Origin of the sequence: Halobacillus sp. Marseille-Q1614, from assembly GCF_902809865.1 — a bacterium.
In the GTDB taxonomy this organism is placed as follows: Bacteria; Bacillota; Bacilli; order Bacillales; family Halobacillaceae; genus Halobacillus_A.
On the sequence record NZ_CADDWH010000001.1, the window covers coordinates 314,085 to 332,050 of the forward strand.

Annotated in this window: 17 protein-coding genes and 2 pseudogenes; 11 read left to right on the forward strand and 8 right to left on the reverse strand. The window is 40.4% G+C overall.

From position 1 onward, the window contains the following. Positions 1-84 precede the first annotated feature (84 nt). On the reverse strand, positions 85-1,422 hold the full coding sequence (locus HUS26_RS01510; protein WP_173915476.1) for a (Fe-S)-binding protein: 1,338 nt from the start codon (positions 1,420-1,422) through the stop codon (positions 85-87). After that, positions 1,422-2,834, reverse strand: a complete 1,413-nt coding sequence (glcD, locus tag HUS26_RS01515) for a glycolate oxidase subunit GlcD (RefSeq protein ID WP_173915477.1) — start codon at positions 2,832-2,834, stop codon at positions 1,422-1,424. The genes HUS26_RS01510 and glcD overlap by 1 nt, the downstream gene beginning before the upstream one ends. Before the next feature lie 344 nt (positions 2,835-3,178). Here glcD and HUS26_RS01520 point away from each other — a divergent pair, with 344 nt between their 5' ends. The 4 genes and pseudogenes from HUS26_RS01520 to HUS26_RS01535 all read left to right on the forward strand — a co-directional run bounded on the left by HUS26_RS01520 (position 3,179) and on the right by HUS26_RS01535 (position 8,033). Next, complete coding sequence (locus HUS26_RS01520) at positions 3,179-4,465, forward strand: Nramp family divalent metal transporter (RefSeq protein ID WP_173915478.1); 1,287 nt, start codon at positions 3,179-3,181, stop codon at positions 4,463-4,465. 18 nt (positions 4,466-4,483) lie between these two features. Next, a pseudogene (gene lhgO, locus HUS26_RS01525) lies at positions 4,484-5,683 on the forward strand (L-2-hydroxyglutarate oxidase). A gap of 239 nt (positions 5,684-5,922) precedes the next feature. Continuing rightward, positions 5,923-7,455 (forward strand): alkaline phosphatase, encoded by a 1,533-nt coding sequence (locus HUS26_RS01530; RefSeq protein WP_173915479.1) that lies wholly within the window; start codon positions 5,923-5,925, stop codon positions 7,453-7,455. Between the two features lie 128 nt (positions 7,456-7,583). Continuing rightward, positions 7,584-8,033 carry a hypothetical protein gene (locus HUS26_RS01535; protein WP_173915480.1) on the forward strand — a complete coding sequence of 150 codons (450 nt, stop codon included), beginning with the start codon at positions 7,584-7,586 and terminating at the stop codon, positions 8,031-8,033. A gap of 29 nt (positions 8,034-8,062) precedes the next feature. Here the strand turns inward: HUS26_RS01535 and HUS26_RS01540 are convergent, their stop codons facing one another. Both HUS26_RS01540 and HUS26_RS01545 read right to left on the reverse strand, forming a co-directional pair. Then, entirely contained in the window at positions 8,063-9,271 is a 1,209-nt protein-coding gene (locus HUS26_RS01540) for a M14 family zinc carboxypeptidase (protein WP_173915481.1), read from the reverse strand. Positions 9,272-9,295: 24 nt separating this feature from the next. Beyond that, positions 9,296-10,348: a M14 family zinc carboxypeptidase gene (locus HUS26_RS01545; RefSeq protein ID WP_173915482.1), complete on the reverse strand. Its 1,053-nt coding sequence runs from the start codon at positions 10,346-10,348 to the stop codon at positions 9,296-9,298. A 377-nt stretch (positions 10,349-10,725) separates the two neighbouring features. Between HUS26_RS01545 and HUS26_RS01550 the strand changes: the two genes are divergently transcribed. From HUS26_RS01550 to HUS26_RS01560, 3 genes and pseudogenes are all read left to right on the forward strand, one after another. Further along, a complete protein-coding gene (locus tag HUS26_RS01550; RefSeq protein ID WP_173915483.1) occupies positions 10,726-11,157 on the forward strand; it encodes a glucose starvation-inducible protein B in 432 nt (143 codons plus the stop codon). 101 nt (positions 11,158-11,258) lie between these two features. Continuing rightward, on the forward strand, positions 11,259-11,441 hold the full coding sequence (locus HUS26_RS01555; protein WP_173915484.1) for a YjzC family protein: 183 nt from the start codon (positions 11,259-11,261) through the stop codon (positions 11,439-11,441). 91 nt (positions 11,442-11,532) lie between these two features. Further along, positions 11,533-11,730 (forward strand): annotated as a pseudogene (locus HUS26_RS01560) (manganese catalase family protein); the annotation flags it as partial. Positions 11,731-11,786: 56 nt separating this feature from the next. Here the strand turns inward: HUS26_RS01560 and HUS26_RS01565 are convergent. Continuing rightward, a complete protein-coding gene (locus tag HUS26_RS01565) occupies positions 11,787-12,926 on the reverse strand; it encodes a M14 family metallopeptidase (RefSeq protein WP_173915485.1) in 1,140 nt (379 codons plus the stop codon). Between the two features lie 265 nt (positions 12,927-13,191). Here HUS26_RS01565 and HUS26_RS01570 point away from each other — a divergent pair, with 265 nt between their 5' ends. Then, positions 13,192-14,730 carry an FAD-dependent oxidoreductase gene (locus tag HUS26_RS01570; protein ID WP_173915486.1) on the forward strand — a complete coding sequence of 513 codons (1,539 nt, stop codon included), beginning with the start codon at positions 13,192-13,194 and terminating at the stop codon, positions 14,728-14,730. Between the two features lie 156 nt (positions 14,731-14,886). Further along, positions 14,887-15,033 (forward strand): hypothetical protein, encoded by a 147-nt coding sequence (locus HUS26_RS01575; RefSeq protein WP_173915487.1) that lies wholly within the window; start codon positions 14,887-14,889, stop codon positions 15,031-15,033. Positions 15,034-15,098: 65 nt separating this feature from the next. Here the strand turns inward: HUS26_RS01575 and HUS26_RS01580 are convergent, their stop codons facing one another. After that, positions 15,099-15,425 carry a hypothetical protein gene (locus tag HUS26_RS01580; RefSeq protein ID WP_173918709.1) on the reverse strand — a complete coding sequence of 109 codons (327 nt, stop codon included), beginning with the start codon at positions 15,423-15,425 and terminating at the stop codon, positions 15,099-15,101. Between the two features lie 101 nt (positions 15,426-15,526). Then, the gene (locus HUS26_RS01585) at positions 15,527-16,042 is read right to left on the reverse strand and encodes a DUF3231 family protein (RefSeq protein WP_173915488.1); all 516 of its coding nucleotides are present in this window, start codon (positions 16,040-16,042) and stop codon (positions 15,527-15,529) included. Between the two features lie 191 nt (positions 16,043-16,233). Between HUS26_RS01585 and HUS26_RS01590 the strand changes: the two genes are divergently transcribed. Together HUS26_RS01590 and HUS26_RS01595 are read left to right on the forward strand one after the other, a co-directional pair. Further along, positions 16,234-16,467, forward strand: coding sequence for a hypothetical protein (locus HUS26_RS01590; RefSeq protein ID WP_173915489.1), 234 nt, complete (start codon positions 16,234-16,236; stop codon positions 16,465-16,467). Between the two features lie 84 nt (positions 16,468-16,551). Beyond that, positions 16,552-16,731 carry a YjzC family protein gene (locus HUS26_RS01595; protein WP_173915490.1) on the forward strand — a complete coding sequence of 60 codons (180 nt, stop codon included), beginning with the start codon at positions 16,552-16,554 and terminating at the stop codon, positions 16,729-16,731. Positions 16,732-16,782: 51 nt separating this feature from the next. On the opposite strand, the gene HUS26_RS01600 is transcribed toward HUS26_RS01595, so the two are convergent. Further along, complete coding sequence (locus tag HUS26_RS01600; protein WP_254434115.1) at positions 16,783-17,637, reverse strand: GAF domain-containing protein; 855 nt, start codon at positions 17,635-17,637, stop codon at positions 16,783-16,785. Between the last annotated feature and the right edge of the window lie 329 nt (positions 17,638-17,966).

Here is a 17,966-nt window from a genome sequence, read left to right on the forward strand (position 1 = left end):
GGGCTTCCTCTCAATTTTCAGCCTTTATGTTAAAAAAAGCAGACTCCTGTGGGAAAAACGAACAGGACTTCCTTTTTTATTAACTTAAACAGGCTGGACCTGGGCTTTTTCATAAGCTTCTAACAATAAATCTACGATATGGACAGCTTCCATTTCCTCAGATACCCCTTCCTTTTCAATCCCAAGCTTCATTTGCAGCAGGCATCCAGGGTTAGCTGTAACGATAGTTTTCGCTTTCGTTTCTATCGTTTTCTCCATTTTATAATCAAGAATCTGCATCGACATTTCTGTTTCTACAAGGTTATAAATACCCGCAGACCCACAGCAGCGGCCGGCATCTTCCATTTCGACGTAAGAAGCATCCTCAATCGATTCTAAAAGTAAGCGAGGCTCCATAAATGTCCGCTGGCCATTTTTTAAATGGCAGGAGTCTTGATAGGTAATAATTTGCGTGTCTAGTTTTAAAGGCTGCTTATGAAATTCTAACTCTACCAAAACGCTGGTGATATCCTTAACTTTATTTGATAGATTTTCCGCGCGTTCTTTCCATTCGTCTTCATCTTTGAGCAAATGTTTATAGTCTACGAGAAAAGCTCCGCATCCGCCGGCATTTGTAATGATATAGTCGACTTCTGCCTCTTCAAAAGCTTGAATGTTTTTCTTCGCCAGCTGCTTGGCCTGATCTTTTTCGCCGCTGTGACCATGAAGGGCTCCGCAGCAATTCTGGCTTTCTGGGACGACGATTTCACACCCTGCATATTGAAGCAGCTTTGTTGTAGCGTCATTTGTTGATAGAAAGAGAGTATCCATGAGACAACCAGAGAAGAAAGCTACTTTTTTCTTTTGATTTGTTAATGGCTTAAGGTGTCTCGGACGGTTTTTCATGTCTTTTTTCTTTGGTGCCTGTGGCAGAATCATTTCCATCGAGCTTAATGAGTCGGGAAGCACTTTATAAAGTCCTGATTTTCGTACAGCCTTTTGAATACCGGATCGTTGATAAAAACTAAGTAAGCCTGTCATTGTCCTCATCCGGTTCTGGTGGGGGAATAAACCTTCAAAGGCAGTTTTTCGAAGAACTTTAGCAGGAAGCGAAACGTCCTGGTTTTGATATATAATATCCCTGGCTTGTTCAAGGAGATGACCATAATTTACTCCTGATGGGCAAACAGGTTCACATGCACGGCAGCCTAGACATAAATCCAAAGAACGCTTTACTTCCTCATCAGGCTCGATAACCCCATCAACAACACCTTTCATAAGAGCAATTCTCCCTCTAGGTGACTGAACTTCATCGTAGCCTGACTCTATATAAGTTGGGCAGCTCGGAAGGCAGAAGCCGCAGCGCATACAATTCAACAGCTCATCATAGTCCATTTTCTCTTTAAATTCTTTCTGAATGTTTTGCTTCTCTTTTGTCTTCATCAGTTGCTCACCACCACTCGATTAGGGTTTGATTTAGCGAAGATTTTTCCAGGATTCATAATGTTATTAGGGTCAAATGCTTTCTTCATGTTCTGCATTACGTCAATTCCAGCTTCACCGACTTTTAAGTGTAAATAATTTGACTTCATAGCTCCAACTCCATGTTCGCCGGTAATCGTCCCTCCTAATTCAATCGCTTTCTTGAAAATTTCTTCAAAAGCAGCTTCCACACGTTCGATTTCCTCTTTATTTCTTTCATCAGTCAAGCAGGTCGGGTGGAGGTTGCCATCTCCTGCGTGGCCAAAGGTGCAGATATCTACTTCAAATTTTGCAGCAATTTCATTAATGGACTGGACCATTTTGGCGATTTCCGACCGGGGAACGGTAGCATCCTCAAGAATCGTCGTCGGTCGCAGCCGGGCCAATGCTGATAAGGCCGACCGTCGTGCAGTACGCAGAGCTTCAGCTTCAATTTCCGTTTCGGCAATATCGACTTGAATGGCTCCGTTTTCCTGGCAGATTTTCTGCATCTTTTCCATGTCTCTTACAACCGTATCATGAGCTCCATCTTGTTCAATTAACAGCACCGCTTGAACGTGGGTGGGAAGGCCGATTTTCGAAAAGTCCTCTACTACCTCTAAGGTCGGCTGATCCAGGAACTCCAGGGTGGTAGGAATAATACGGCTTGAGATAATTTTTGAGACACTCTCAGCTGCTGCGTTTAAGTCCTCATAGAGAGCGAGCATTGTTTTCTTTGAGTCTGGGAGAGGTACGAGTTTTAGCGTAGCCTCAGTTACGATTCCAAGAGTGCCTTCAGACCCTACGAATAGCCGCGTCAAGTCATAGCCGGCTACGTCCTTTGCCAGCTTGCCGCCTGTCCGTATAATTTCTCCATTAGGGAGGACGATCTCAAGACCCATAACATAATCTCTCGTTACTCCGTACTTAAGCCCGCGTAAACCGCCTGAATTCTCATTAATATTTCCTCCAATTTGAGAGATTTTCATGGAGCTTGGGTCGGGTGGATAAAATAGTCCTTTCGCTTCCACCGTCTGAATCAGCTTTAGGGTATTTACCCCTGGCTGCGTCGTAACTGTCAGATTGTCCTCATCAATTTCCAGTATTTTATCCATGTGTTTAAAAAGAAGGACAATGCCTCCATTTAAAGGAGTCGTCCCTGCACTTAAGTTCGTTCCTGATCCTCTCGGCACAATCGGAACTTTATATTCATTGCACAGCCGTACGATTTGGGAAACTTCCTCTGTATTATGAGGAGCAACTATGGCGTCCGGCATGCTTTGAAATTGAGGTGTGGCGTCATAGGAATAAGCGAGCTTGCTGGCGTTAGAGGTTTGTACATCTTTTACGCCGACTATATGTATCAATTGATTGATAAAACTTTTCTCGAGCATAATAATCCTCCATTAAAAGAAGTATAGTTACTTTTATCATAAGTGATCAGGACTCCTATTGGTATGTTTATCTACACGAAAAAATAACAATATTTATTTATTTAATTGTAGTTATAAACAGTGAGGGGATTTTAAATAGTTAATTAGTAGTAGACCAATAAATTCAAATATTGTAATTTTTAGAAAATTCGTTGAATGGCATTTAATCCTTATAGTAATCTTAATTGGACTTTATTCTTTATAAAAATTTACTGAAAGGAGTTCATACTAAACTTTTGAGTAGGATAGCAGTTATACATATTTTATGTCCTTTATCTAAAACGCTTTCATAGGAGGGTTACGAAATGAGTATTGAAGTCGAACAGCACAATCCGGTTCTAACAAAGAACTCGGAAACACCGGCACCGCCCATTACCTTTAAAGAAAAAATAAAAACCGTCGGGCCAGGATTCGTCACCGCAGCTACAGGGATTGGTACAGGAGATTTAGTAGCCGCCCTTGTGGCGGGTGTGTCTTTTGGATTTACACTTATATGGGCTATCATTATAGGATCAATATTAAAGTTCTTTTTAACGGAAGGGATGGGCCGCTGGCAATTAGCCACAGGTAAAACGATCCTTCAAGGATGGCATTCCATGGGTAAATGGGCAACTGGTTATTTTGGAATTTATTCAGTTTTATGGGGATTCAGTTATGGAGCTGCGGCCATGACCACTTCTGCCCTTATGATGGTCACAATGTTTCCCATTATGCCGCTGTGGGTATGGGCAATTATTCATGGAATTGCCGGTCTGTGCCTAGTATTAATCGGACGCTATGAAATTTTTGAAAAAATAATGACTGTATTAGTTGGAGTTATGTTTATTACCGTTGTCGGATCAGCTTTGCTTTTAACACCTGATATCGGAAATATTCTTGGAGGAACAATACCTCAAATAGGTGGCGGCTCAATGCTTCTTGTCCTTGGTCTTCTGGGCGGGGTAGGAGGCACTATTACTATGGCTTCTTACGGTTATTGGATTCGTGAGAAGAACTGGAGAGGAAAAGGATGGATCCCAATGATGAAGCTCGATACATCTGTGGGATATATCATAACTTCTATTTTCTGTCTTGCCCTGCTTGTCATTGGAGCGGAATTTTTATACGGAACAGGTATTGAAATTAATGGGGAAGAAGGTTTAGTCACTCTTGGAAGCATGTTCAGTTCTGAATTTGGAGAAGCGGCTCGCTGGTTATTTTTAATTGGTGCCTGGGCTGCGGCGTTCTCCTCTCTGCTTGGTGTATGGAATGGCGTGCCTTATTTATTTGCTGATTTCATACGCATGGTTCGGAAAAAGAATATGGAAACACCTGTTTCGGAGAAAGACCCGGCTTACCGTCTGTATCTATTATGGCTTACCTTTCCGCCAATGCTTCTTCTATTTGTAGACAAGCCGGTTGGAATTGTTATAGCTTATGGGGCGCTTGGGGCCATTTTTATGCCGTTTTTATCCATAACACTGCTGACATTGCTTAATTCAAAACGAGTAGACAAAGGATTTAGAAACGGATGGATTACGAATGCAGTGTTAATTGGAAGTATTCTTCTATTTACTTATTTAGGAACGATAGAGCTGATCAATCTGTTTTAAAGGGAGTCATGTTTCATGATTTATGATTATTCAATTATAGGAGGGGGCATCATCGGACTTTCCGTCGGCATGGAATTAAGCCGGCGGTATCCGAAAGCAAAGATCGTTATTATAGAAAAAGAAGCTGAACTGTCCACTCATCAGACAGCGAGAAACAGCGGAGTTATACATTCGGGCGTCTATTATAAACCTGGCAGTTTAAAAGCAAAGTTGGCTAAGGAAGGAAATGAGCAGATGGTCCGTTTTGTGAATCTCATGAGATCGAATATGAAGTTTGCGGGAAAGTCATAGTGGCAACTCGTAATGAGGAACGGCCCTTACTTCAAAATTTGTACAATCGCGGGATAACCAATGGACTGGATGTTGAAAAGATTTCTGGGGAAGAACTAAGAGAAATAGAGCCTCACGTTCAAGGAACGGAAGCGATCCGCGTCCCAAGTACGGGAATCGTAAATTATAAACAGACAGCCAAAGTTTTTGCGTCGAAAATTCGTCCATCCGGAGGAACTTTTAAGTTAAATTCGGAAGTGCTTGATATCCGCATAAAAGAAGATGAAGTAGAGATACTAACCACCCAAGGAGTCCTCCAAACCCGTCAATTGATAAATTGTGGAGGTTTATACAGTGATCGTCTGGCTGAGATGACAAATATAAAACCAGATATGCGGATCATTCCTTTTCGCGGGGAATTACTTTACACTTAGTGCTGAAAAGAGCCATCTCGTAAAAAATCTCGTCTACCCAGTACCTAATCCGGATTTTCCGTTTTTAGGCGTTCATTTTACGAGAATGATCGATGGGTCGGTAATCATCGGTCCTAACGCAGTACTTAGTTTTAAAAGAGAAGGTTATCGGAAAACAGATTTCCTCCTGAAAGATTTTCTTGAAACGCCAACACACCGCGGGCTTTTAAAGCTGGCCAGAAGGAATTTAGCAGAGGGCTTAAAGGAAATGTACCGCTCATACAGCAAGAAAGCCTTAGTCAAAGATGCTCAGCGTTTTTTCCCTGATATTAAGGAAGAGGATATTACACCCGGAAAATCAGGGGTGCGCGCCCAGGCCTTAGATTCAGATGGCAATTTGATCGATGACTTTCTAATCATCCAAAATCGTCGGGTGATCCATGTATGTAACGCACCATCACCAGCAGCTACGGCATCCATAGAAATCGGAAAGGAAATTGTGTCACGGGTTCAACCGGGACTGGTAAACGTTTAATCCCTCTAAAGATGAAACAAAAAATGAGCCCTGTAGAGAAAAGGTCTGCAGGGCTCTTTAAATAGAAGAGTTTTCTCTAATAGTTCCATTAACTTATAAAAATATCCAATATCCAACATAATTCGTTCAAATGAACCACTATAATATATTCATTTCCAGAATTATGCACTAATGTTATTTGCTGAATATTCAAACAGTGATAGGCTGAAAATGTAAAAATATATTAATGGAGGGATTAAATGAAAAAGAAAAGAGTTAAGAAAGTATGTTCCATGGGACTGTTAGCAACTCTATTATTTGGAACAGCTGCAGGAGCAGCCGCACCTTCCGTTCAGGCAGAAGAAGAAAAACCTGAAATTAAAAATGTTATTATGCTGATTGGAGATGGGATGGGAGCTACATATACGACGGCACACCGCTACATGAAAGATAATCCCGATACACAGGAAATGGAAAAGACCGTGTTTGACAAATACTTAGTAGGCATGCAGTCAACATATTCAGCTGATCCGTATTACGATGGCGGAGAAGACGATGTAAAGGAAAATGTTCCTGATTCTGCAGCCACTGCTACCGCTATGTCTTCTGGTGTGAAGACTTATAATGGAGCGATCGCTAAGGACTTAGAGGAAGAAGATACAAAAACAGTACTTGAAGCAGCGAAGGGAAAAGGAATGGCAACAGGGTTAGTTTCAACGTCAGAGGTTAACCATGCGACACCTGCTTCTTATGGAACACATGATGTGTCCAGACAAAACTATCAAGAGATCGCGGACGATTACTATGACGATTTAATTGATGGAGAACATAAAGTCGATGTTCTGCTTGGCGGTGGAACAGATTTCTTCGAAGGAGAAGATAGAAATCTTGCCGAGTTATTTGAAAAAGACGGGTACAATTATGTGAAAACAACTGACGAACTGTTGAGCAATACAAATGACCAGCTTTTAGGCTTGTTTGCTCCGGTAGGAATGGATAAATACATTGATCGTCCAGAAGAACAGCCGAGCTTAAAGCAAATGACTACATCGGCTTTAGATGTACTGCAAAAGGATGAAGAAGGCTTTTTCCTAATGGTGGAAGGTAGCCAGATTGACTGGGCAGGCCACGATAACGATGTAGTAGCGGCCATGAGTGAGATGGAAGACTTTGAAAGAGCCTTTGAAGCGGCGATTGAGTTTGCCAAACAAGATGAACATACACTCGTTGTAGCCACAGCTGACCACAGCACGGGGGGATTATCGATTGGAGCAGATGGCGAGTATAACTGGAACACTGATGTCATAAAAGCTGCAAAGAAAACCCCTGACTATATGGCGAACCAGATAGTAGTAGAAGGCCAGGATATTGAGAGTACTCTAAATGATAACATCGATTTCGAGATCGAAGCAGAAGAATTGCAGTCAGTAACTGAAGCTTATGAAGAAGGTCAGGCAGATGGTACGGAGGAAGAAGACCTTGTGCTGGCAGTAGACGATGCGATCGAATCAATTTTCGATCAACGCTCCCTCACGGGGTGGACGACAGATGGTCATACGGGAGATGATGTCCCTGTTTATGCTTATGGACCTGGATCTGAAATGTTTGCAGGGATGATAGACAATACGGATCAAGCGAAAAATATCTTTAAGATCTTAGGAGTTTCCCAGGGAGAAGATGGAGGTGAGCTGGCAGATACAAGTACCTCTTATCCAGTCGGACTTCTTATAGGAGGATTATTACTGGGAACAGGAGCTGTCTTCCTTTTTCGGAAAAAGAAAGTTACAGCTTAAGTAAAAATGTAGCCTTGTAGAGCACCCCTCTACAAGGCTTTTTTTATGAAAAGTTTCAGCTGGTATACCTAATGTATTTAGGAAAAGCATACAGATATAAAAATGCTTGCTTCTTAAGGGGAGATCTTATGTTCAAAACAAAAGGATTTCTCATAATAATTCTCATTATTATCTCCTTAGTGGTTATACTGGCTTCCCTATATATGCTGCCTTCTCAAAGTGCAAGACGGGCGGTAGGAAACTTTTATGAATACGAGCAAGAGGGAGAGTTTTCGGAGTCATGGGAGCTTTTTCATCCATTAATGAAAGAAAAGTTTGATAAGGGTCATTATTTACAAGATCGTGCGCACGTTTTCATGAATCACTTTGGTGTAACGACCTTTACGTTTTCTCTTGAAGGCACGGATAAAGTCAAAAAGTGGTCAATGGAAGAGGGCAGCCACACTTTTAAACTTGCCTATTCGACGACAGTGAGCCAGACGTTCAAAGGAAAGTATGGCACCTTTCACATTCAACAGGAAGTGTTTGCGGTGCGGGAAAAAGGTGAATGGAAGCTTCTGTGGGACTATAATAAGTAAAAAAGCGGCCGTTTATGCGGCCGCTTTCTTTATAAACTTGGAGAATATGATGTTTCAGGTATTTCTTCGTATTTATCTGCATCCAGCTGATTAACAGAATCATCTGCTACACTTTCAATAATAGCATTTAACCCCGTTTCTACTGCTTTTACAAGCATCCCTTTTTTCTTTTGCCCCATGCTTTGAGTTTGGCCGGTAACTTCAAATAATACAGTTCCACTGCCGTTTAGCGCAAAGGAACCAAGAGCTGTTCCAGGTAAATCCAGACCTTGGCTGTATAAAGTAATGTTATCAAATGGAGAGCTGCCCATCGATTGTAAAGCTTCATAAGCGGCAACGTTCAGCTGACGAGAAAAGTCGTAGTCATAGTTTTCAGCGTACTCTGCGTATTCAGCTCCTTCCTCGCTGGACGGATCAGGAACGAATTGTGCGGATAAAGAAAGGGTAACAGGATCAGCCGTTCCCTCGACATAGTAAAGTCCCTGATGGTGAAGGTCGACAAATACGTCTACTTCACCAAATTCCTCCTGTAAGTCTTTATAAACATCTCGAACTGTCTGGGCTTCAGGAGTGATGTACCAGCCTGGATCTGAAGAATTCCCAGGAATATCTTCAGATGCTGGGACATAATTAAGGTCAGGGTTAAAGTCTCTGTTCACATCAAATCCTGGCTGTGAAGCATAATCGTCTCCTTGGGTGTTAGGTCTGTTACCCTCATAATAATAGTTCCATGTTGGACCAGCCGCTTCTTCTAATTGAGGGAAATCCTCAAGAACCTCCTGCCATGTCATATCATTTCCTCTTCGATCAAGCTCAGAAGCATCCGGATTCATCTTAGGCAGTGTGACTAACGTAACTTCATCACGAATCTTCTGTGCTTCAGGTGAGTTGCTTGAACCTAAGTAAGACAAGATATTAAGAATCGCTTCTGTCCCTGTTTTTTCATTCCCGTGAATTTCACTTTCAATTAGAATGACTTTATCCCCGTTTCCTACACGTGCCTGATGGATATCTCTGCCGTTGTTGGACTGGCCGACGACTTCTATTTCAACACGACCCTGGCTTGAATTTTCAAGCTGTTGAAGTTTCATCCTTAACTGTTCGTAGTTTGTAAAACCTGAACTGTTGTAGATTTGCTGATCAGGGGTGCCTGGATGGTTTCCTGCTGCACCAGCCGGAGCGGCGAGTGATGTAGAGAGAGCTAGAGCAGTCAGTAATGTGAATACTTTCTTTTTCATTCCACTAATCTCCCTTCTAATCTTTTATTCTGATGCATAACCGCTTTCAGGCAAAGAATCCCAGAATGATGTGTCTGCGGAAGAAATGGAATCATCAGCAATAGACTGAAGTGTGGCTTCCATAGCCGTCACAGCTTGGTTAATTAAGTAACCGTTACTCTTTTGTCCTAGTACATAATCATCACGTTCGTGGTCAGCCATTCCGCGCATCTCTAGTAAAAGGGTGGCGATTCCATATTCCACAGCTAATCCGTTTCGGCTGATGGTTTCAGCTGTGCCTCCCACGTACTTGGACAATAGCCCATAGCCTTTGTCGCTAATGGCATTGTATACAATGGACCCTAATTGTTTCGAACGCTCTACAACCTCTTCATCAACATTTTCATTAGTAGGATAAAGGATAGAACCTGATACTAATTCATCGGAATCCCCCAGTGTTGTTTGAGTTCCTTGGTGGTGAAGGTCAATCATATAATCCGGCTGGTATTCCTGCAGGACATTTTCATGAAGGGCTTTCGTTTCTGGTTCCAGACGATCTACGTGGTCACGGTTAAGGTCAACACCATTAGCATTGTACCTAGTGTGTGTTCCTGCGGCATAATCTTCTAACGAAAAGTTTACGTCTCCTTCTGCGCCATCAACGTTTAAGCGTGGAACGATTAAGACGTTCACGTTATCTAAAATTTCATTAATATTCTTTCCGTTAGACGTAAGCTTCTGAATTAATTTTAGGGCTCCTTCTGTCGTTAGGGTCTCATTTCCATGCTGCTGGGTGAGGAAAAGAACGGTAGGATTGTCTTCATTAGTCCCAAATTTCGCTAAGTATAAATCTCTGCCTTTTACAGATTCTCCAAACGTTTCTACCGTCAGACGTTCGGATTGCTGATCAGCCTTTTCTAAGGCTTTTACCATTTCTTCATAGGAATGCAGTCTTTCATTTTTAACCGTTTCGTTGCCCCCATAGTTAGGGCCGTTCGGTCCATTTTCTCCTGCGTGAACGGTACTGATTGCGGAATAAGAACCTCCTGAAGCCAGTAAAGTAGTGGCTAATGCAACTGATAGTACTTTTTTCTTCATTATTCTTCATCCTCCTCCAAAATTTGTATATATACTTCCCTTTCAACTTAAGGCAGTCAAATTCCTTTAAATATTAGAAAAATAATGAAATAGAACTATGACTTAATCTAAGAGCAATATTTGGCTTCTGGAAGATACTGATATGTAGTGATTATTTAAGGATTTTAATTGTATGATCCTTTCACATCGAGGGTTTAAGGATCGAATCCAATAACATCTATGTCTTAGTGGAAGCCTGAAGGTAATGGCAGTGTAAATGAAGTATTTATTTTATTAAAATAGTATTACATGTAGAAAATTACCAAAATTCAGGTTTATCTTTGTGTGGATTGGTGAATTGTCTTTATGTAATAAAAATTCAGAGGAGGTTAGTCGAAATGGCTAAAAACAACAACAAAAACAATAATAGTAACCAAGGAACAATGAGCAGAGAAGAAGCCGGTCGTAAAGGCGGAGAAAAAACAAGCCGTAAATACGATCAAGAGCACTTCGAAAACATCGGTCAAAAGGGTGGAGAAGAAACATCTCGGAAATACGACCAGGATCACTTCGAAAACATCGGTCAAAAAGGCGGCGAAACGACCAGCCAGGAGTACAGCCAGGAACACTTTGAAAACATCGGCCAAAAAGGCGGCGAAACTACCGCTAAAGAGTATGATCAAAAACACTTTGAAGAAATTGGGCAAAAAGGCGGAGAAGCTACAAGTGAGAAGTATGGCGAAGAACATTATGAAAAGATCGGCCAAAAAGGCGGCCGCAACTCTTCAGGAAACGGTTCTAACTCTAACTCAAATAATCGTAATTCCTAAGAACAGCCGATAAATAGAAAAAGATAGAACCAACAGAAAATGATAAAGCTTGAATATTTTTGTAAACAAATTTCTAATTTAATATAACGGAGGTGCCTATCATGGCTAACAAACAGTTTAAAACAGGCGAAAAAGCTCCTGAGAGTGGAACATATAAGGTAGACAAGCTGGTGAACGGTAACACCAGCGGTGACAATACGGAAATTAATCTAAATGAAGGCGATCAGTTTCCACCATCACCATCTGAGAATGAAGCAGCCTATTGGGTAAAAGCTTCCTCATAAGAATATAAAGCCCTCTTGATGAAGGTCAAGAGGGCTTTGTTTAGTAAATTTTAAAATTTTTAAACGTTTATAACAATAATTCAATGTTTTCTACAATAAAGAGCTTCAGTTTCATGCTAAACCTGAACGTCCAGATCCGTTATTCGCCAAACACTTGCAGGAAATTCTTGGCGGCCAGTTCGGTGAAATCTCTGTGGCCATGCAGTATCTTTTCCAAGGCTGGAATGCCCGCGGAGATGAAAAGTATAAAGATTTAATTATGGATACAAGTACTGAAGAACTTGGACATAAGCATAAGTAAATCCTCGGACCTTTAGCTGAAAGCCCGAGGATTCTTTTTGATCATTATTTTGTAGAAGTCTGAGGCAGGATACGCTCTGTCTTTAATACGGATTCAATACCTAAACGTCCTTCTTTTAATACGGATTGTCTCCATTCTTTCTCATCGGGGTAGAACATCGCTTTGAACTCATTTAGAATCCACTGTCTATCTTCTTCTTTTTCAGTACCCTCCCAATATAAATGGTTCTCTAAAATAATCGTCATGAATTCCCGCAGCTCGGCTTTTTTAGTTGTTCCGAATGTACCGAATTCAAAAAGAGCTGTGAAAAGATAAGAATCTGGATATTCTTCTTTTTTAAGCTTGTAAAAGTGGTTCGTTGAATCTCCTTTTACTTTTTTAGGAGTGAATTTATTTACATTTTTCAAGTGATATTCAGATTCTAATTCCTTTACGTCCTTTGGATTGTTTTCTGAAACGACCATAGTTATTTCATTGGTCGGTCCAAGAGCCGTGTGCCAGTCCATATGAATGACACGCTGGAAATTCTCCAGTAACTTCCTTTGGACACTCTTTAAGAAAGAAGTGGTTTCTTCTTCCCGACTACCTCCGAAATAAACACCTCGTGGAAACTGGAACTGTCCCATTCCTTTCGCTTCTTTTAATCCGCCATATCCTTCTTTGGCAAGTGCTTTTCCTAACTCTGTATAAAGTTTCTTTCTTTCCTTATCCAGATCCTTTATTTTTCCTTTTGGCAGGAAGAGCTCACTTTCTTTGGCGTAATTAATATTGACGTCAGTTGGGACGGAGTCTGCGTCATAAAGATAATTTCGGTTGAGGTCTACGTTATTCTCATTCACCCTTCTGAAGTTTCTCATCCCCCATGGGTTTAAAGCGTGAATAAAGCAGATACCCGTAGTTTCCGGATCGACCTGATCAAGATACTCTTCCACAAATAAATGAATCATAGCCGCTCCGGCGTAACCTTCAATTCCATGTTCACCGGATGTAAAAAAGAGAACCTGTTGATTCGTGGACTGGGCATCCGCATAAATCATATCAATTGTATTATCCTGCTCCTGGCCGATTGATTCAGTTGAAAGCTCAGCCTGCGGCCATTTCTTCTGGATCTTTTGTAAATGAGAGCGAAAAATTTCACGTGATTCTTCATAAGTGGCTTTAAAATAAAAGTTAATATTACTCATTAAAGTTTATCTCCTTTTGTCTAGTTATAAAAAACTCTGGTATGAAAAGGACTGAATCGAATTCAGCCATTAGTCTTAAGAATCGAAGTTATTATAAACCTTCTTAAAATAGGTAATCTTAATAAGTTTTTCCTGTATTTCAGCCGGGTTAAACATTATTTTAAAAAAATGAAATGTAACGGGATGAATAATAGGCTGAATCCTTTTCAAGAAAGGTTAATAGGGGTACAGGATAGTACTACTTTAAAAGGAGGGAACGAGCTTTATGAATAATCTGCCAAGACAACCACGATCCATGTGGAGAGATTTTACGATAGATGCTTTTCCGAAGTTAAATGAGGATATAAAAACGGACGTAACTGTAGTAGGGGGAGGCATAACCGGTATAACAACGGCTTATATGCTCGTAAAACAGGGCTATAATGTCGTGCTGCTGGAGGCAGGGAGGCTGGTGGAAGGAACTACGGGCTATACGACAGCTAAAATTTCGTCCCAGCATGATCTTATTTACTCTGAACTTATCAAGACACATGGAGAAGAAAAGGCGAAGCTCTACTATGAAGCTAATGAAGAAGGGCTTGCGTTGATCGACCAAATTAGAAATAGTCATAATATTGACTGTGATTTTTCTTTTCAAGATGCTTTTCTCTATGCTAATTCCATAAAGGATAAGAAACTTATTAAGAAAGAAGCCGGAGCTTATCAAAAGCTGGGGGTCAATGGAGGATGGACTAATGACAATCATTTACCTTACCCAGTCAGCTCAGCAGCTGTAATTACCCGGCAGGCTCAGTTTCACCCAGTAAAATATTTACGGGGACTTATCCAATTTCTAAAAGAGAAGAATACTCCTATATATGAAAATACGAGAGTAGAAAATATCGACAAAGGCGATATTCCAATTGTTACTACAAGAGATGGTCATAAGATAGAATCGAATCACGTGGTTATGGCTTCCCACTATCCGTTTAATGATGTAGAAGGTCTATACTTCGGCCGTCTTCACGTTGAACGTTCCTATTCGATTGCCGTAAAAACGAATGATCCAATACCAGAAGGAATGCACCTGAGTACGGGCAGCCCTAAACGATCGTTAAGAAGCGCTGTGGATGAAAACGGAGAGCAGCTTCTGCTTATTGGGGGAGAAGGACACACGAGCGGACAGGTGGAAGAAACGGAACGCTGTTATGAGAACCTCCTGTCCTTTGCAAGAAAACACTGGGATGTAACTGATGTTCCTTATCGCTGGTCTTCCCAGGATCTCACTACGTTAGACCAGGTCCCCTATATCGGCCCGGTTACGGAAACAAACTCAAATATATATGTAGCTACTGGATTCTCGAAATGGGGGATGACAAATGGAACAATAGCCGCCAAAGTCATTAGCGACCAGATCTCTCATGTCCCTAACAAATATGAGGATTTGTTTAGACCATCAAGATTTAATGCAGCTAAAGACATTCCTAACTTCACTATAGAAAATTTAGACGTAGCCAAAGAGTTTTTAAAAGGAAAACTAAATAGAAAAGACATCGAATTAGAAAGTATTAAAAGGGGAGATGCGGCAGTTGTCAGTTATAATGGAAAAAAAGCCGGTGCCTATAAAGACCACTCTGGCCATGTGACTATTGTCGATACGAGTTGTACTCACATGGGGTGTGATGTCGCATGGAACGAAGCAGAAAACTCATGGGACTGCCCTTGTCATGGTTCAAGGTTTACGACTGAAGGGGAAGTCATAGAAGGCCCGGCAGTTGAACCACTCGAAACATTAAACCGGACAGCCAAGCAGGTTAAAAGTTAGTAGTTATATTGATATAGCAAAGGGTTTCGTTTATAATAGGTAAAAAAGCTGAGGCATAAAAAGAGACAATCTGTCGAATGTGTATAATATCTCTTATCCCGCTAAGCAGAAAATGATACAATTGTCATATGATGGAAAAATGAAGGAGGATTGATTGTGGAGGCCTGCAAACTTTATGAAGATCTAAAGAAGGATTTCGAAATAAAGATGGGGCGTGAGCTTAAAGAAGAAGAAGAACAATTAATTCATTGGATGGTTGAACAATATTTATTGGAAAATAAAAAAAATCATTTAAATAATTAATTACAGCTTATTTCCACAATCAATCCCTTATAAAATCAGTCGCTTCCACACAGGAAGCGACTTTTTTACTCCATCTGACTGTTTTTCTCATTTGGAGACGTCTCATAAGGGGCTTCGCTTTCTTGGTTTTTATCATCATGCGGAACATGCGCCCCTGGAAATTGTCGTGGCAAATCTTCGTGCAGATTACGGTTTTCAAACGCGGAGCTGCTGTAATACTGCTGTCCTTCTTTCCAAGGCGTATCTTTATTCTCAACAGGAACCTCTTTTCCTTTGGCAGCGCCAAAAGGACCTTCCGGAAATTCTTCGGAAGCTAAAAAGCTGCGCTGTGTTTCCACATTAGCAAAGTCTGTATATTTTTGATTTTTTTTAACCACTTGGATCCACTCCATATAGTTTATATGAGACATATCCTTATTGTGTCCGATTGGAAAAGAGACATGTATTCCTAAATAAAGAAGCCCTTCTAGTTATTGAAGGACTTCTTTTAGGTTTAGGTTGTTTGTACTGGAACTTTCGTGTGAAGAGGAGGGGGAATTAACCAGCCTTTTTCTTTATTTAATCGAAGAGATTTAGCACCGACCTGTGCTTTATTCATATGATATTGGCCAAAAAGCATAGCAATATCTTCTCGAGTACATTGGCCAATTATCTGACTACATGCAACAAGACCAGCTGAGATATTAGCTGAAATCATAGCACTGATTTCCGGGTCGTTAAATCGCGCACCTACTGGAATTTCTTCCAATTCTGCAACTGGACGCTCAGGTGGTGATGGAGGAAGAGCAATGCCATTTGCTTTTAATATATCTTCAATTTCTGCTGTTTCTTGTTTGATGCCTTGAGTTAATTCTTCTAATAACTGTCTAAGTTCTTTATCACCTGTATGGTTAATAAAGGTTTGATAAGCGGCATAGTCGCCTTTAGCTACACTAATGTAAGACCACATGCCGAATATTTCCCCATAATGAAGAGGTTGTTTTTCTTGATTTCCTGATAAAATGCCCATACTTTTTACCCTCCTATATTGTGTTCAAAGTTAGTGTGGCTAAAGAAGCAATCCGCACTCTTAAAAAGTCGAGTAAAGTAAAGGAGACATTACATTTATTTTACAGGAAAAAAAGGGTTTTAGATCTGTTATACGTGGAATGTGTTTTATGGAGCAGACAATTACCAACTACTTATAAGGAGGCGTAGAAAATGGCTAATAGTAATCAAAACAACAGCAAACAAGGAAACATGAGCAGGGAAGAAGCTGGACGTAAGGGTGGTAATAAAACAGCACGCAAATACGACGAGGAACACTTTGAAGAGATCGGTCAAAAAGGCGGAGAGACGACTAGTGACGAATATAGTCAAAAACACTTCGAAGAAATCGGTCAAAAAGGCGGCCGCAACTCAGGAATCGGTTCTAACTCTAACCGCAGTTCCTAATTTACGACCGCTAAACAGAAAATGATAGAAATTGAGTGCTTTTGTAAACAATTTCTGATACCAGTATAACGGAGGTGTTTCTCAATGGCAAATAAGCAATATAAAACAGGTGAAAAAGCACCAGAGAGTGGAAAGTATAAAGTGGACAAGCTCCAAAATGGAAAAAACACCGATGATAATACAGAAATCAATTTAAATGAAGGAGATCAGTTCCCGCCGTCTCCCTCAGAAGGTGAAGCGGCCTACTGGGTAAAATCCTCATAAAAAACAGCCCTTTCTTAAGAATGGGCTGTTTCGGTATGTAAAAGCGGATGTTTATTTCTCCACTAAATTAAAACCGATATATTCTAAAGCCGTTTGTATATCATGCACGGTTTTCACCTTTAAAGAAATTAACGCATGGTTATTTACTTCATATTGGGCTATCGAAGGAGTGATTCCTGTCATAATGGTTTCAATGCCCATAAGTTGAAGGGATTGCACAATACTAATTAAAGAAGGCGGAAAGTCACCATCCAGAATAATTAAGCCGGAGAGGTCAATAATAAAGAAGGAAATTTTATTATCTGTTCCATATTGAAGGACTGTTTTTAACAACTTTTCTGCGCGGAATTCATCAATAATTCCTTGTATTGAAAGAATGGATACCCCTTTTCTTATGGGAATAATGGGAACGTTTAAAAATGCCATATTATACTTAGTTTGATCGAGTTCAATGATATGAGATAAGACTTCAGCCATAGATTGTAAGTATTCAATATCGTCGTTTTTGAATGCTTTCTCTTCTCTATCCATGACGCAGAGAGTGCCAAACACTTCGCCGTTCATATCCCGAAGCGTCACTCCAAGAAATCCTTTTACCTGCAGCTGGGCAGTAACTTCCAGTTCTCTCGCTATCTCATCCTTCGATAAATTTACCGAGTTCAAAACACTGTCTTCACTGGAAATAATAAGCCGGCAGTATGTTTTCCCGTATTCTACAGAATACCCTTCTGGAATGATTTCTTCTTTCTTATTATAAGAGCTCAAAACAGTCATTTCATTATTGCCTCGTTTGACTACATAAGCCGTTTGTACATTTAATCTCTTACTTATCGATGCGAACATCTTCTTAGAGGCTTTTTTTAATGAACGAAACTCAGAAATTGCTAAATTATATTGGTTCGCCACACTGTTCCTCCTTTCGATCATTATTTAAATAAAACAATAGATGTATCTAATTTTAACACAAAAAATCATAAACCGTTAAAATTGTCTATAAATTACCATTTCTTATTTTTTAAAGAAATGACCAGATTTATTATATAAAAAAAGCCTTAATTCAATATAAATATCCTAAAAGATAAGACAGGAATTATAGTGGGAGATATGTTTAATACAAGGCCACATTAATCTCTATAAAATGTTGAAAGAAGGACAGCAAAACACTAATAACAATAATGAAGGGTAAGGTCACGAGCAAAACAAGGCCGTTCTTAAAACGAGCTGGCTGCCCATTT

Coding starts and splice junctions, on each gene's coding strand:
- HUS26_RS01510 (WP_173915476.1), bottom strand. CDS start 1,422: ATGAAGACAAAAGAGAAGCAAAACATTCAGAAAGAATTTAAAGAGAAA.
- glcD (WP_173915477.1), bottom strand. CDS start 2,834: ATGCTCGAGAAAAGTTTTATCAATCAATTGATACATATAGTCGGCGTA.
- HUS26_RS01520 (WP_173915478.1), top strand. CDS start 3,179: ATGAGTATTGAAGTCGAACAGCACAATCCGGTTCTAACAAAGAACTCG.
- HUS26_RS01530 (WP_173915479.1), top strand. CDS start 5,923: ATGAAAAAGAAAAGAGTTAAGAAAGTATGTTCCATGGGACTGTTAGCA.
- HUS26_RS01535 (WP_173915480.1), top strand. CDS start 7,584: ATGTTCAAAACAAAAGGATTTCTCATAATAATTCTCATTATTATCTCC.
- HUS26_RS01540 (WP_173915481.1), bottom strand. CDS start 9,271: ATGAAAAAGAAAGTATTCACATTACTGACTGCTCTAGCTCTCTCTACA.
- HUS26_RS01545 (WP_173915482.1), bottom strand. CDS start 10,348: ATGAAGAAAAAAGTACTATCAGTTGCATTAGCCACTACTTTACTGGCT.
- HUS26_RS01550 (WP_173915483.1), top strand. CDS start 10,726: ATGGCTAAAAACAACAACAAAAACAATAATAGTAACCAAGGAACAATG.
- HUS26_RS01555 (WP_173915484.1), top strand. CDS start 11,259: ATGGCTAACAAACAGTTTAAAACAGGCGAAAAAGCTCCTGAGAGTGGA.
- HUS26_RS01565 (WP_173915485.1), bottom strand. CDS start 12,926: ATGAGTAATATTAACTTTTATTTTAAAGCCACTTATGAAGAATCACGT.
- HUS26_RS01570 (WP_173915486.1), top strand. CDS start 13,192: ATGAATAATCTGCCAAGACAACCACGATCCATGTGGAGAGATTTTACG.
- HUS26_RS01580 (WP_173918709.1), bottom strand. CDS start 15,425: ATGGAGTGGATCCAAGTGGTTAAAAAAAATCAAAAATATACAGACTTT.
- HUS26_RS01585 (WP_173915488.1), bottom strand. CDS start 16,042: ATGGGCATTTTATCAGGAAATCAAGAAAAACAACCTCTTCATTATGGG.
- HUS26_RS01590 (WP_173915489.1), top strand. CDS start 16,234: ATGGCTAATAGTAATCAAAACAACAGCAAACAAGGAAACATGAGCAGG.
- HUS26_RS01595 (WP_173915490.1), top strand. CDS start 16,552: ATGGCAAATAAGCAATATAAAACAGGTGAAAAAGCACCAGAGAGTGGA.